This is a genomic window from Sphingomonas sp. MS122, from assembly GCF_049532975.1.
In the GTDB taxonomy this organism is placed as follows: domain Bacteria; phylum Pseudomonadota; class Alphaproteobacteria; order Sphingomonadales; family Sphingomonadaceae; genus Sphingomonas.
This window is the reverse complement of record NZ_CP186695.1, coordinates 1891323-1905809: the sequence shown is the minus strand read 5'-3', so window position 1 is coordinate 1905809 and position 14487 is coordinate 1891323. Positions and strand designations below refer to the sequence as shown.

General features: G+C 66.4%; 10 protein-coding genes. 5 read left to right on the top strand and 5 right to left on the bottom strand.

Going from position 1 to position 14487, the window contains the following annotated elements:
- Positions 1 to 30: 30 nt before the first annotated feature.
- A complete protein-coding gene (locus ACO227_RS09060) occupies positions 31 to 1920 on the bottom strand; it encodes a rhamnogalacturonan lyase (RefSeq protein WP_423607036.1) in 1890 nt (629 codons plus the stop codon).
- 178 nt (positions 1921 to 2098) lie between these two features.
- On the bottom strand, positions 2099 to 2740 hold the full coding sequence (locus ACO227_RS09055; RefSeq protein ID WP_423607034.1) for a DUF6250 domain-containing protein: 642 nt from the start codon (positions 2738 to 2740) through the stop codon (positions 2099 to 2101).
- A gap of 135 nt (positions 2741 to 2875) precedes the next feature.
- On the opposite strand from ACO227_RS09055, the gene ACO227_RS09050 reads away from it, so the two are divergent.
- Positions 2876 to 4312 (top strand): rhamnogalacturonidase, encoded by a 1437-nt coding sequence (locus ACO227_RS09050; protein WP_423607033.1) that lies wholly within the window; start codon positions 2876 to 2878, stop codon positions 4310 to 4312.
- Between the two features lie 11 nt (positions 4313 to 4323).
- Here the strand turns inward: ACO227_RS09050 and rhmD are convergent, their stop codons facing one another.
- Positions 4324 to 5514, bottom strand: coding sequence for an L-rhamnonate dehydratase (rhmD, locus tag ACO227_RS09045; protein ID WP_423607032.1), 1191 nt, complete (start codon positions 5512 to 5514; stop codon positions 4324 to 4326).
- A gap of 676 nt (positions 5515 to 6190) precedes the next feature.
- Here rhmD and ACO227_RS09040 point away from each other — a divergent pair.
- The 4 genes from ACO227_RS09040 (at position 6191) to ACO227_RS09025 (ending at position 12051) form a co-directional block, all read left to right on the top strand.
- Positions 6191 to 9811: a TonB-dependent receptor gene (locus ACO227_RS09040; protein WP_423607031.1), complete on the top strand. Its 3621-nt coding sequence runs from the start codon at positions 6191 to 6193 to the stop codon at positions 9809 to 9811.
- A gap of 127 nt (positions 9812 to 9938) precedes the next feature.
- Positions 9939 to 10334: a DUF6491 family protein gene (locus ACO227_RS09035; RefSeq protein WP_423607030.1), complete on the top strand. Its 396-nt coding sequence runs from the start codon at positions 9939 to 9941 to the stop codon at positions 10332 to 10334.
- Positions 10331 to 11110 (top strand): hypothetical protein, encoded by a 780-nt coding sequence (locus ACO227_RS09030; protein ID WP_423607028.1) that lies wholly within the window; start codon positions 10331 to 10333, stop codon positions 11108 to 11110. The genes ACO227_RS09035 and ACO227_RS09030 overlap by 4 nt, the downstream gene beginning before the upstream one ends.
- Positions 11107 to 12051, top strand: coding sequence for an aldo/keto reductase (locus ACO227_RS09025; RefSeq protein ID WP_423607026.1), 945 nt, complete (start codon positions 11107 to 11109; stop codon positions 12049 to 12051). The genes ACO227_RS09030 and ACO227_RS09025 overlap by 4 nt, the downstream gene beginning before the upstream one ends.
- Before the next feature lie 8 nt (positions 12052 to 12059).
- On the opposite strand, the gene ACO227_RS09020 is transcribed toward ACO227_RS09025, so the two are convergent.
- Positions 12060 to 13448: a glycoside hydrolase family 28 protein gene (locus ACO227_RS09020; protein ID WP_423607025.1), complete on the bottom strand. Its 1389-nt coding sequence runs from the start codon at positions 13446 to 13448 to the stop codon at positions 12060 to 12062.
- Between the two features lie 7 nt (positions 13449 to 13455).
- Positions 13456 to 14382: a Gfo/Idh/MocA family protein gene (locus ACO227_RS09015; RefSeq protein ID WP_423607024.1), complete on the bottom strand. Its 927-nt coding sequence runs from the start codon at positions 14380 to 14382 to the stop codon at positions 13456 to 13458.
- Positions 14383 to 14487 lie beyond the last annotated feature (105 nt).

Below are 14487 nucleotides of genomic sequence, written 5' to 3'. Positions count from 1 at the left end.
CCGTCCTCCTTCGATCGTGTGCTTGTGCCTTCAGCGCTTCGGCAGCTTCATGCCGGTCCCCAGGAAATAGGAGGTGTGGGGGGGCTGGTTGTAGGCGGTGTTCTGCCACGCGATGCCGAGCCGGTAGACGCGGTCCTGCATCAGCGTCGGCAGCGTGAAGTCGGTCGGATGGGGGCTGACATAGATGCGCAGCGACTTGTTGTCGGCGGTGCGCCACACCACTTCCTCGCGCCAGTCGCCGAGCAGGTCCGCGCTTAGCGCCGGATTGGCCTTGGTGCCGTTGTTCGACATCAGACCCCGGGGGTCGAGCAGCGGCACGCTCGCGCCCTTTTCATAGTCCCATTTGAAGATGCGCGTGCCGTCGAGCAGCTCGCGCGACAAGTCGCCGTCCCACCAGATCGCGAAGTTCATCTGGCGCGGCCGCGGGCCGATCGCCTGGCCCTTGACGTCGTAGAGCTCGCTCGCGTTGCTGCCCCACGCCTCGGCGCCGGGATGGCGCGGGTCGATGTCCGCTGCGACGCCGCGGCCGGTGTCCTTGTCCGCCATCGTCTTCCACAGCACCTCACCGGTGCGCGCGTCGAGCATCGCGCCGCCGATTCCGCCATTGCTGCGGACATTCTCGTGCACTCCCCATTTCTCGAGCCCCGGCCGCGCCGGATCGAGGTCGGAGACATGCATCGCGTCGCCATGGCCGAGGCCAGAGCTCCACAGCCCCTTGCCGTCGTCGTCGACGACCATCGAGCCATAGACGATCTCGTCGCGGCCATCGCTGTCGACATCGGCGACGCTGAGCTGGTGGTTGCCCTGCCCGCCGAACTTCGCGTTGCCGGGCGCCGCGCTGTCGAACAGCCAGCGCTTGACGAGCTTGCCGCCGCGAAAGTCCCATGCCGCGATCGTCGAGCGCGCATAATAGCCGCGGCCCATGACGATGCTCGGCCGCTTGCCGTCGAGATAGGCGACGCCGGCGAGATAGCGGTCGGAGCGGTTGGCATAGCCGTCGCCCCAGATCGCCTTCAGCTGCTCGCCGTCCGGGTTGGCCGTGTCGGGGTGGCGCGGCGGGTCATAGGGCGCGGTGGCGACCGCACGACCGGTGCGCCCGTCGAACACGGTCAGGAACTCGGGGCCCTTGAGGATGCGCCCGGTGAGCTGGGCGACGCGGCGCCCGTCGGGCAGCTCGGTCGATCCGGTGCGATCCCCGCTCGGCTCGGCGCCCCCGCCCTCGGCCCAGTTGGCCCTGGCGTCGCCGATCACCTTGCCCGTGCCGTCGATCGTGCCGTCGGAGGTCTTCGCCGCCAGCTCGGCGCGGCCGTCGCCGTCGAAATCGAACACCATGAACTGCGTGTAATGCGCGCCCGAGCGGACGTTCGGGCCCATGTCGATCCGCCACAGCTTCCTGCCGTCGAGCGTATAGGCGTCGAGCAGCGTGTTGCCGGTATAGCCGGCAAAGGCGTTGTCCTTGGCGATGCTCGGATACCATTTCACGATCAGCTCGTAACGGCCGTCGCCGTCGAGATCGCCCGCGCTCACATCATTGGCTTCGTAGGTATAGGACGCGCCGTCGGGCGCGGTGCGCGGCGCGGGCGGGTCGAGCGGGATCGAAAGATAGCCTTCCGCCGCGACCGGCGCCGCCGGGCTCCGCGCCTGGGCCCGCCCGCCGGTCACCGCGCTCACCGTGTAACGCGATCGCGGCGTTCCGGCCTTGTCGAGGAAGTTGGTGCCGGCGATCGGCGCGGCCGTCACCGGCTTGCCGTCGCGATAGAGGATGAACGTCGTTCCCGCAGGATCGCTCGTGAGGCTGCGCCAGCTCACCAGCAGCCCGCCTTCGCCGGCGACCGCGACTACGCCACGATCGAGCCGCTCGGCAGTGACGGTCTGCGCCAGCGCCGCGCCGCTGCACGAGACGGCGAGCAGAGACAGCATCAGCCGCGCGGGTGTTTCACGGACTCCGGACGACATGGCGCTTCCCCTCCTGCTGGCCCGCCGCAACTGGCCAGGCATCTTGGATGCGCCGTATCATTCCCATATATTGAATACAAAGCCCATTTTGTATCAAAGTATGCCAGGGAGGCGATCAAAGCTTGCCCGCTGCGGCACCTTGTCAGGGTCTCAGCACGCGAAAATCCTTCACGCGCAAATGGCTGGCGGTGGTGCGCAATCCGAAATGCCCGCGCGCATAAGGCGCGGCGTCGTCGAGCCGGAACATCGGCCGCCCGTCCCGCAGCAGTGCGATCCGGCTGCCGAACGCCTCGAGGCGGATATGATAGGCGCGATTCGCCTCGATCAGGTCGGCCGGCGCCGACAGGTCGTGCTGGGGCAGCAGCGGCCGGTCGCCCGCGCGCCCGACATAGCGGCGGAAGCGCGAGCTGGTGTTCCGGTTGCCGCCGATCCCGGCATAATAGGTGCGGAGTGCGTCATAATCGGCAAAGGCGCCGCCGCGCCGATACGCGCGGATGTCGCCGCTGGGCGCACGCGCATCAGTCGCCATCCAGAAGCAGTTGATGTCGCTGACCTGGTCGTTGGGACCGCCAGCCGACACCGCGGTCACGGCATATTCGATCGCCACCGGGCTCTCGAGCGGCTCGCGGAACCAGAGCGTGGCCCCCGCCGGGCTGTCGATGTCGAGCACGCCGTCCGTGGCGGTGAAGCGACCGGGCCGCTCCGCCTCGACGATCCATTGCCCGAGGCCGTGCCGGAAATCGTCGCGATGGATCACGCGCTCGCGAGTGGCGCCCACGCGCATGCACCCAGGAAGCAGCACCGCCAAGCCAAGCCCCGCGACCACTTGCCTACGTTTCCGGTTCACGCACACCTCGTCCCACATCTTGATCCGAGCATCCCTCATGTGGAATGGGCGGTCAATTCCTCCGGAGCCATCATGTCCGCCGAAATGCTGCTGTTCGATATCCGGGAGTTCGGCGCGCGCGGCGACGGCCGCGCGCTCGATACCGATGCGATCAACACCGCCATTGCGCGAGCGGCACGGTGCGGCGGGACGGTGGTGGTCCCTGCGGGACGCTTCCTTTGCTTCTCGATCCGCCTCGCAAGTGGCGTCACCTTGCTGCTGTCCGAGGGCGCGGTGATCGAGGCGGCCGACCCCGCGCTGCACGCCGGCGCCTATGACTTGCCCGAGGAAACGCATGGCGAGCTGTTCCAGGATTTCGGCCACAGCCATTGGCGCAACAGCCTGATCTGGGGGATCGATCTGCACGACGTCGCGATCGTCGGCCCTGGGCGGATCGAGGGCACCGGTCTCACCCGTGACGGACCCGGCGCGCGCTGGCGGCGCGATACCGGCGAGCGTCCGCTGTCCATGGCCGGGATGAGCGCGGCGGAGATAAGCGCGCTCGAGCCCGAGGAAGCAGCGATGGTCGGCCGCGGCAACAAGGCGATCGCGCTCAAGAATTGCCGCCGCGTCGCGCTGCGCGACCTCACCATCGCCAAGGGCGGGCATTTCGCGGTGCTCGCGACCGGCGTCGACGAATTGCTGATCGAGCGGCTGGTGATCGATACCGAGCGCGACGGCATCGATCTCGATTGCGTGACGCGGACGCGCGTGCGCGGATGCCGGGTCAACTCCCCCAATGACGACGCGATCGTGCTCAAGAGCAGCTACGCGCTGGGCGCGCCGGTCGCCTGCGACGATGTGGTGATCGAGGATTGCGCCGTGTCGGGCTATGATGCCGGCACGCTGCTCGACGGCAGCTTCGGACGCAGCCAGCAGCTGGCGCCCGACCGTGACCGCGTGACGGGCCGGATCAAGCTCGGCACCGAATCCAATGGCAGCTTTCGCAACATCGTGATCCGCGACTGCCGGTTCGAACGCTCGCGCGGCCTCGCGCTCGAGACCGTCGATGGCGGGGTGATCGAGAATGTGAGCGTCTCGGGCCTGACGATGCGCGAGGTGACCACCGCGCCCCTGTTCCTGCGGCTCGGCGATCGCGGACGCGGGCCGGCCGGCACGGGCGTCGGCGCGATCCGCGGCGTGACGATCGAGGGCGTCGAGGCGAGCGGCATCGACCACCGCTTCGCCGCCACGATCGCGGGTCTTCCCGAAGTCCGGATCGAGGATGTCACGCTGCGCGACATCGGCCTGACCTATGCCGGCGGCGGCACCGCGGCGGACGGCGAGCGGCGCCCGCCGGCGCTACCCCACGCTTATCCCGAGCCGAGCATGTTCGGCACCACTCCCGCCTGGGGCCTGTGGGTGCGCCACGCCACCGGCATCCGCCTGCACGACGTGCGCCTGGCCACCGAAAGCCCCGACGCCCGCCCCGAGATCGTCATCGAGGACGCGGAAATCGACCGGGTCTAAGCTCGTCCGGTTCAATCATCGGGATAGGGTCGGTGTAGTGCGATGTTTTGGTTGAGGGTGACGCCGAAGCCGGGTTTGTCGAGTTCGGAGGCGCGGATGCGGCCGTTGCTGGGGACGGGTTCGCCGAGGAGCTGGGGGGCGAACATGGGGACGACCTCGGTGGGACCGGGGTGCATCATCAGGAACTCGGCGAAGGGGGAGTTGTGGCGGGTGATGACGAAGTGGTAGCTGTAGACCGACGAGCCGTGGGGCACCATGAGCACGCCGCGGCTGTCGGCATAGTTGGCGATCTTGATGAGCTCGGTCACCCCGCCGCACCAGCCGACATCGGGCTGGATGATGTCGCAGCAGTCCATGTCCATCAGCATGCGAAAGCCCCAGCGGGTCGCCTCATGCTCGCCGGTGGTGACGAGCAGGCCCTTGGGTGCGTTCTGCTTGAGCGCGGCATAGCCCCAGTAATCGTCGGGCGAGAGCGCTTCCTCGATCCACTTCAAGCCGCACTCGTTGTACGCGCGGTGCGCGAGCCGGGTCGCATAGTCGAGGTCGAGGCTCATCCAGCAATCGAGCATCAGCCAGAAATCGTCGCCGCACTTTGAACGCATGTCGGCGAGGTCGGCGATGTTCTTGTCCAGCCCCTCGAGCCCTTCGGCCGGGCCATGGTGCAGCGGCAGCTTGCCGCCGATGAAGCCCATCTCCCTGGCGAGATCGGGCCGCGCGCCGGTGGCGTAGAATTGCAGCTCGTCGCGCACCGCGCCGCCGAGCATGTGGTAGACCGGCTCGCCCCGCAGCTTGCCGAGCAGGTCCCAGATCGCAAGGTCGACCCCCGAGATGGCGTTCACCACCAGCCCCTTGCGGCCATAATATTGGGTCGAGAAGTACATCTGGTCCCAGATCTTCTCATATTCCGCCGGGCTGCGCCCGATCAGGAAGCGCGACAGATGCTTCTCGACGATGAAGCAGGCCGGCTCGCCGCCGGTGGTGACCGCAAAGCCCACCGTGCCGTCCTCGGCCTCGAGCTCGACCACCAACGTGCCCAGCACGTTGATCCCGAAGCTTTGCCGCGACTGGCGATACTCCGGATAGCGCGACATCGGCGTCGCGATGTGATCGTCGATCCAGTGCCCCTCGCCCTGGTCGTGATAATCCGCACCACCCCCGCGCACCGTGTACGCCCGCACTTGCCTGATCCTGGGAAAGTTCATGCCATCCCTCTCGTCGTCCTCCACGGCAGCGCGAATCCGCGCCGACCGCATTGCCGGCTAGCGAATATCGAGCCGACTATCATTATGTGATATATCACACTATTTATTGAGACACGCGGCGTCAACTCCGCGCCGGTAATAGGCCGCCTGCCCACCCCCAAAACCGGTACGCCGCTTCACAACGACTTTCAGTCAGTGTCCCAAATGTTGAACAGCCTCCTCATTTTTTGGATAGGCAAGCTGGAGCGTTCTGGCTAAAATTGGCCTGACCGGAGCGCGAGCAGGCACCCGGACAGGGAGGGGACGCAGCGCATGCGATCCGCACGAACAACACACGCCGCGCCGACATGCGTGGCCGTCACCGCGGCGCATTCTCATGGGCCCGGAGCAGGACACGCACGCGCGCGATTGCCGACCAGTCCCTGATCGCGCCGCAAGCCGAACGCAAAGCAGGATATGCCCGCCGTGTGCCTCCGCCCCGAATTCCCACAAAATGGTAGCATGATTTATAAGATAAAACTTGCAAACAGGGTTGACGTGGTATCTATATTGCGAAAAGCCGTCTCACCTTTTGGGAGAATGGAGCACGCGAATCGCACGGCTCCGAATTCCGAGAGGGCCAACGAGAACAGTCCCCGTGCCGGGACATGATGAATTGACAGGGGTGGAGAGGGAAATGTCCGAACGTTTGAATCTGCGTCGCCGCATGGGGGCATCGGCGTCTTGGTCGGTTCTGGGTCTGCTGATGATCTGCGGCCCGCAAGCGCTGGCGCAGGCGGCGCCGGAACCCGGACAGAGCGGCGATGCGGTGCAGGATACCGAGGTCCAGGACGTGATCGTCGTCGGCTCGCGCGCCAGCCAGCAGTCGGCCAACGCGCGCAAGAAGGACGCGAAGACCGCGACCGACTCGATCGTCGCCGACGACATCGGCTCCTTCCCCGACCGCAACGTCGCCGAGGCGATCTCGCGCATCCCGGGCGTCGCGCTCGGCCGCAACGAATTCGGCGAGGGCGCCGATGTGGCGATCCGCGGCAACGGCCCGGACCTGACGCGCGTCGAGCTCGACGGCGTCGGCATGACCAGCACCACCGGCCTCGCGATCAGCGGCGACGGCGCGCGCAGCGCCGACCTGCGCGAATTGCCCGCGGACCTGGTCAAGAGCATCGACGTGGTCAAGGGCTCGACCGCCGACATGACCGAGGGCTCGCTCGGCGGCACGGTGCAGATCAAGACGCGCACCGGCCTCGACTTCGCCAAGCCCTATTTCACGCTGCGCGCGGGTGCGAACATGAACTCGCTCGGCAAGGAGTGGATGCCGGACTTCAACGGCGTCGCGTCGCGCAAGTTTTTCGGCGGCCGGCTCGGCGCGATCGTCAGCGGCAGCTACACGAAGCTCCAGAACAACGGTCATAGCTACGAGCAGACGACCAGCAACAGCCTCAACTACGACCGCCGGTTCGATTTCGACAATTCGCCGGAAAAGACGTTCGAGTACAATATCAACACGCTCGGCACCGACATGGCCGACACCGTCTTCGCGAACAGCACCGAGACGCCGCGCAGCGTGCTCACCAAGTCGATCGCGGCCAAGACCAAGGCGGATTGCTACGCCGCCTTCCCGCAGCCGGGCCAGACCGGCAGCAACGCCGCCAAGCTGCAGAAACTGAACGAGCTGCAGTCGTGCCTCAATCAGTGGAACGACTATACGCCATCGCTGATCCGCCATTTCATGAACGAGCAGACCGACGAGCGCTACGCGTTCGACGCGCGGCTCGATTTCGAGGTGACCAACAACTTCACCGTGTTCGTGAAGGGCACCTACAGCGGCCGCAACATGCATGACCAGAACCGGAGCCGCACGCCGGTCTCGCTGCTCAACGCCAACGTCGCCGGCACCTTTCAGGATACGACCACCGGCTATCCGCGCGTGCGCTCGGTTTCACCCACCTCGCCAGCCGGCTATTATCTCTACGACCAGCCCAGCCTGGTCCGCATCGGCAGCACGGATTTCCTGACCAACGGCACCACGCTGAACGTCGATCCGGCCAGCGTCGTGGTCGACGACAAGCACAACGTCACGCAGATGAAGCTGACCAACAACTCGGTCGGCATCGACCAGATCGAGAACATCAACCGCACGCGCACCAAGTTCGCCCAGGCCGGCTTCGACTACAACGGCGACCGTCTCGACATCGAAGGGTTCGTCGGCATGACCGAGGCCGAATCGAGCCGCGCCGACATGCGCACCTCGCGCAACTCCTTCTATGGCGACGCGACGCTGGTTCTGCAGGACAATGGCCTGTGGGATATCCAGCTTCCCGCGAACTATAACGACGCCGATCCGAATGCTTTCGTCCAGCTCAGCCCGGTACCGTGCATTTCGGGCACCAACCCGGCGACCTGCATCGCACAGCGCGCCGTAGCCGCGACCGTCAACAACCCGGCGAGCCCGGACTATACGTCCAACCAGCTGCCGCTCGTCACGCCGGGCTTCAGCGTCTCCTATTCGCCCGCGCTCGCGGAAACCTCGGAACGCATCGCCAAGCTCGACGCGACCTACAAGACCGACGGACTGATTCCGTTCATCACCCGGGTGAAAGTTGGGGGCCAATATCGCAAGAACGTGATCGATCGCTGGGGAAATGGCGGCTATACCGTCGAGGATGCGGTCGGCACCTTCGGTCAGCCGGGCTATCAGCCGCCGATCGTCGTTCCCAGAGCCATCGTCCGCGGCACCCTGCGCGCCTGCCAGCCGACCCCTACTTCGGTCGTTTCATGCAACTATGGCTTCGTGCCGAGCACGAACCTTGGCCTCGTTCGCGAGGGCGTCGATACGCTGACCCCGGATCAGCTGCGCGCACTGTTCGCCGGCACTTTCGAGCAGCCAACCTCCGAATATTTCGGCGACCTGCCGAACCGCGGCAGCCTGCCACCCGCATGGAACGGCATTCGCACCGATCAGTTGTTCGCGCAGCTCGGCGCGTCGCAGTTCATGAATTTCGACTGCCTCAAGACCTGCATGGGCAGCGACGGCAAGATGTACGATCAGCCGAAGACCCATACCGAGGAGACGGTGAAGGCCATCTACGCCATGGCCGAATTCGAGCAGAAGCTGCCCTTTGGCCTTTTGTTCAACGGCAATGTCGGCATCCGCGGCGTGTTCACCAACGTGAAGGGCTCGGGCATACAAACCCTCCAGTCGATCACCGTTCCCGATCCGAGCAATCCGGCCGTGTTCAACACGCGAAACTTCAGCCAGAACGTCACGCTAGACTCATCGACCACCGACTGGCTGCCCACGGTCAACCTCAACCTATGGGGTTTCAATGAAACGGTCGTTCTGCGTCTCTATGGTGGCAAGACGGTCGCCCGTCCGCCGATCAGCCGCCTGATTCCAGCCGGCACCTGCGTGATCGACGAGCGCATCCTCCTCGACGGTGACGACGAAGACATCTTCGGCTGCACCGGCCGAGTGGGCAATCCTGCCCTCAAGCCGTTCACCGCGTGGAACTACAATGCCAGCCTCGAATGGTATCCGAACAAGGATACCTTGCTGTCGGTGACTTACGGCAAGCTTGACGTGAAGATCGGCAGCCCGATCGCCGTGACCAAGCAGTACAAGCCTTACGAGGGCAGCGATGTCGTCGATCCGGTGACCGGTCAGCCGCTCGCCGACCTCTCCTTCAATGTCCCGACTTACGACAATGGCCCAGGCTACAAGCGTGACATCTGGGAGTTCCAGGCCAAGACCGCCTTCACCTTCCTGCCCTGGTTCCTGCGCTACACCGGTGCCGACGTGAACTATTCGCGGCTCGCTTCGGCCGCGACCACGGGCCAGCAGGATCCGCTGACGGGCGACATCATGCCGCCGGCGGGCGAGTCCAGGGACTATTGGAACGCATCGCTCTGGTATGACGACGGCGATCTCAACATCCGCATCGCCTATCAGAAGCGCAGCGAGCGGTTCGCCTGCATCACGCCGTGCAGCACCAACGGCAACGGCTCCAACAGCAATAACTATCCGGGCGAGCAATGGACCAGCGTCCGCCTGCCCTACAATCCCGGCGTGCCGCGCTATTTCGACGGCACGACCTTCATCGACGCGAAGATCTCGTACAACATCAACCGCAACTTCCAGGTCTATGTCGAGGGCCGCAACCTGACGCGCGAGGTCCAGACCACTTCGACCGGCGGATACGAGAATTTCGCCGAGGGCGCGCCGAAGATCATGCGCATGTCCTATGGCGGCCGCCGCATCATGGGCGGCGTCCGCATCCAGTTCGGCGGAAAGAAGTAGTCGGCGGCGTCCCTGAAAAGGGGACGCTCTGCCCGAAAGTTGCGCGCAGCCGGAGCGAGTCGTGGTATCGAGCGAGGTCTCGAAGACCCGCTCCTCCGGCTTCATTGTCTGATCGGGAGATGCATCGATGCGCCCCACCCCAGCCTTGCTTGCGCTGACGGCCCTGTCCGCCTCCTGCGCGGCCGACGAACCAGCGACCGCCGCGTCGAGCGGTCAGCGCGAGTGTTTCTGGGGCTCGCAGGTCACCGGCTTCAGCGATGCCGGACCTGATCGCGCGATCCTCAACATCGGGCAGCGGGAGAGCTGGGAGCTCACCCTTTCCGCCGGATGTCCGGACGTCGACTGGGCGATGAAGATCGGCATCCGCGGGCGCAGCGGCGACCGCATCTGCCCGGGCCGGCCGGCCGAATTACTCATCCCCAACGCCAGCGGCAGCGGTTTCCAGCGCTGCCTGGTGCAGAATGTCCGCAAGCTTTCGCCCGGGGAAGCAGCGGCGGTTCGCGGACGAACCTCGAAGCAGTGAGCGCGGACAGCAACGCAATCGAGCAAGCGCCACCGGCCGCGGACGCCACCACGGTTCGGCGCCTGCTCGATCAATCACCGCTCGGCGTCGTGGAAATCCCCCGTCCTCCGCTCGAGGCGCTGCCCTATCGCAACTTCGTCGCCGCGTTGCTCGGCAAGCCGGGCTTCAAGCTCGACTTCAACCGGCTGGCGCCTGCCGAAGCGCTCGCCCTGGTCTCCGACAAGCTGCTCGGCCCCGGCGCCTTCGCCGACGAACGCGCGCTGCTGGCGGCGGAGATCGCGGCGTTGGCCGAACTCGCCGGAGGACTGGTGAACGAACGCCCTGCGATCGCGATCCGTACTTATTTCGCGCCCGGCGACCTGGTCTGGCACGTCGACCGGGTGAACGAGCGCGCCGCCTTCCGCCTGCTCTGGCCGATCGGCCGCCCCGCGGGGATGCGCGTCACGCCGGCCGCCAATCTCGATCCTGCGCTCCACCGCGCATACATGCGCCGCGAGCATCCGTTGCTCTGCCGCCTCGACACGCGCGTGATGCGCAGCGGCGTGCCGGTGGAGCAGGTATGGGCGCATCGCCCCGCCCAGCTCGAAGCGATGGCCTCCGGCGCCTTCCCCTTCATCCGCGACCGGGCGCAGGAATGGGAGATCGCGCCCGGCGCAGCGAGCATCCACCGCGTCGAAACCCCCGGCCGGCCCGGCACCTGGCACCGCTCGTCCTGGGCGAACCGCGCGGCGCCGGGCTTCCAGCTCGTCGTCACCGCGGCCTCGGACGCGGCATGATCCAGCACCGTCTGGGGCGCACGGGGCTCGACATCTCGGCGTGCACGCTCGGCACCTCCGCACTGGCCTCACCCGGTGCCGACCGGCGTGAAGCCGGGGCGATGATCACGCGCGCGCTCGAGCGAGGCGTGAACGCGGTCGAGCTCGATGGCGGCCATGGCCGCGTCGCCGACCTGCTCGGCGAGGTGCTCGCCCGGACAGGCGCTCGCCGCCAGATGCATGTCTTCGCCCGCGTGACTTCGCTTGTCCGCTTCGATTTGCCGTCGCCGCACATTCCGGCGCAACAAGCCTATCCCGGCCGCCACATCCGCACCGAGACCGAGGCGCTGCTGCGCACGCTCGGCGTTGAGCGTCTCGGGCTGCAGCAGATCCACGCCTGGTGCCCCGAATGGCTGGACGAGGGCGATTGGCTCGAAACGCTCGAGCGCCTGCGCGAGGAGGGCAAGATCGCCGGCTACGGCCTCTCCCTATGGGATCATGATCTCGATGCGGCGGCGACGATCCTCGCGCGCGGCGTGGCGGGCACAGTCCAGCTCATGCACAATATCTTCGACCCGAGCGCGACCATTGGCCTGCTGCCCTTCTGCCAGCGGGCTGATATCGGCGTGGTCGCGCGCTCGCCGCTCTATTTCGGCGCACTTGGCTGGGATGAAAGCCGCCCGGCGCTGGCGCCGCACGACTGGCGTGGCGGCTATTTCTACGACGCGCACCGGCGCGAGACGCTTGCGCGGGTGCATCGCCTCGCGCGTGAGATCGCTCCGTCCGGCCAGATGTTGCCCGAAGTCGCGCTGCGCTTCGCGTTGTCGCACCCCGCGGTCACCACGGTTGCGGTAGGCATGCGGACCTGCGCGCAACTCGAAGCCAATCTCGCGGCAATCGAACGCGGCCCGCTTCAGGCCGATGAAATGAAGGCGCTGGCCGCCCACGCCTGGCTTTGTTGAGCGCGCCCTCAGGCGATCGAGAATCCCTCGACATTGCTGTTGGTCACCGGCGCGCCTAGCAGCTTCCCGGCCCGTACGTTGCGCAGCGAGACCTTGCGTACTGGCATCCCTGCCGCGCCGCTGATCGCGCAAAGCGACCTGGCCTCGTCGACTGCGACGTTGCGCACGTTCAAATTCCTGATCGCCGTAAGCCGCCGCTCATAGGTCGGGACGAGGTGTCGCCACTGATAGAGCACATCGGTCTCGACGCTCAGCGCCGCGCCGGCGATCCGCGTCGCAGTGATGTTCGACATGAAGATGTTGCGCACGAAGCCGCCGCGGCGCTCGTTGGTCTTGACGAACAGCAGGTTCATCAGTGCCGTCTTCGCCGCGACCTCGCCGCGCTCGAAATGGCAGTCGTCGATGAACACATTCTCGATACCCGCCGACAGCTCGCTGCCGATCGCGGCGAGCTGGTGGCCGTTCCTGATGCGGCAGCGGCGCATGACGATGTTGCGGCACGGCACGCCGATCCGCCAGGCGTCCTGGTCGCGGCCGGCCTTGATCGCGATCGCATCGTCGCCCTGGTCGAACACGCAATCCTCGATCAGCACATTCTCGCTCATCTCGGGATCGACGCCGTCATTATTGTGGCCATGCGCGCGGACCTTGACCCGGCGGATGACGACATCGCGGCACATCAGGGGATGAAGGACCCAGAACGGGCTGTCGTCGATGCTGATGTCCTCGACCAGCACGTTGCGGCAGCGGTTGAACTGCACGAAATGCGGCCGCAGGTCGGCGCCGGCATAGGCCATCTGCCGCTCCACGACGGGCACGCCCTTCACCGCCATGGCGTTGAGCGCGATCAGCGCGTCGAGATGCGGCTTGGGCCGGGCGTACCAGAGCTGCCACACGTCGAGCCTGGCCTTGAGCCGACCTTCCCCGGTGATCGCCACATTCTCGCAGTCATAGGCATAGACCAGAGGCGAGTAATTATAGCACTCGATCCCCTCCCACGAGGTCGGCACCGCGGGCAGATAGTCGGCTGGGGTCGACGAGAAAAGCAATGTCGCGCCGCGCGCGAGGTGAAGGTTGACATTGCTCTTAAGGTGGATCTTGCCCGTCAGCCACATCCCCGGCGGCACCACGACCACGCCCGATCCCGCCGCGTGCGCGGCATCGATCGCGCGTGCGATCGCCGCGCTCGTCCGCGCCTGGTTGTCCGGCAGCGCACCGAAATCGGTGATCGGGAAATGCCGACTCGCCGCGAAGTCCGGCACGGTGATGCCCGGCATGTCGAAGGGCGCCTCGACCCGCACATGCCGCGCTGGGTGCGGGGTCGGCCGGTGTGCGCAGGCGGCGAGCAGCGGCGCGCCGATGCCCGCCTGGACCAGCGTCCGCCGGGTCAGCGCCATCTGCCGGTCAGAATTCAAACGGCGCCAGCGTCTGCCGCTCGGCCACCAGGAACGCGTCGGCGACGAGCTGTAGCGGGCGCACATCGACATCGCTCTCACCGCGATCGATCAGCTCCGCGAAGCGCGCATAGAGACCGGGATATTCGCGGTCGGGCGCCTTTTGCATCGGCTCGCCGGGCAGGGTCAGCTCGCTTCCTCCCATGCCGAGCTTGAGCTGCCCGGCGTCGGTATCGATCTCGATGTCCCAGCTCTGCGGGCCGGTCTGGAGGAAATCGAACTCGGCGTTGACCGGCGCGTCGCCGGTGCGCATCGCGAGCGACGCGGTCAGCGGCGACATCCGCCCCTCTGGAACGCCCATCGTGGCCGCCTCGAGCAGCAAAGGCTGCGGTAGGATCTGCGTGGCGATCGACAGCGCGTTGATGCCGGGATCGAACACGCCGAAACCACCGGCCGCCAGAATCCATTCCTGGCCCGGATGCCAGCGCCGGATATCCTCTTTCCAGATGATGCGCACCGCGTGGACGGTACGCTCGCGCAGCCAGGCCTTGGCGTCGGCGACCGAGGCGGCCTCGCGCGAGTGCCAGGTGGCGAACAGCGTCAGCCGTTTCTCCGCGGCCAGCCGGGCGAGTTCGGCAATCTCGCTGAGCGTCGCGGCCGGCGGCTTTTCGAGCATCACGTGAAGCCCGGCCTCGAGCGCGGCGCGCGCCTGCTGGTAGCGGCCTTCGGGTGGCGTGCACAGCGTGACCGCGTCAAGGCCGCGATCCGCGGCGATCAGCTCGCCGATCGTCGCAAATCCCGCGACGCCCTCGAGCTGCGCATTGCGGCTGGCGACCGCCACCAGATCGTGGCGATCATTGCCCATGATCGCGGGCAGATGCTGATCGCGCGCGATCTTGCCGAGCCCGACCAGTCCCAGCCGATAAGCCTTACTCACTGCGAGCACCCCCTCGATACATTTATACGATTTATATGCTTCCTATCAGCCGGACGAACTTCTATCAACGGCGGATCGGCGGATTCCGGTTGAGTCCGCATGCAA

Excerpts from the sequence above, each read along its gene's own strand:
- ACO227_RS09055 (WP_423607034.1), bottom strand. The coding sequence starts at position 2,740 with ATGCGCGTGGGCGCCACTCGCGAGCGCGTGATCCATCGCGACGATTTC.
- ACO227_RS09020 (WP_423607025.1), bottom strand. The coding sequence starts at position 13,448 with ATGGCGCTGACCCGGCGGACGCTGGTCCAGGCGGGCATCGGCGCGCCG.
- ACO227_RS09040 (WP_423607031.1), top strand. The coding sequence starts at position 6,191 with ATGTCCGAACGTTTGAATCTGCGTCGCCGCATGGGGGCATCGGCGTCT.
- ACO227_RS09060 (WP_423607036.1), bottom strand. The coding sequence starts at position 1,920 with ATGCTGTCTCTGCTCGCCGTCTCGTGCAGCGGCGCGGCGCTGGCGCAG.
- ACO227_RS09050 (WP_423607033.1), top strand. The coding sequence starts at position 2,876 with ATGTCCGCCGAAATGCTGCTGTTCGATATCCGGGAGTTCGGCGCGCGC.
- ACO227_RS09035 (WP_423607030.1), top strand. The coding sequence starts at position 9,939 with ATGCGCCCCACCCCAGCCTTGCTTGCGCTGACGGCCCTGTCCGCCTCC.
- ACO227_RS09025 (WP_423607026.1), top strand. The coding sequence starts at position 11,107 with ATGATCCAGCACCGTCTGGGGCGCACGGGGCTCGACATCTCGGCGTGC.
- rhmD (WP_423607032.1), bottom strand. The coding sequence starts at position 5,514 with ATGAACTTTCCCAGGATCAGGCAAGTGCGGGCGTACACGGTGCGCGGG.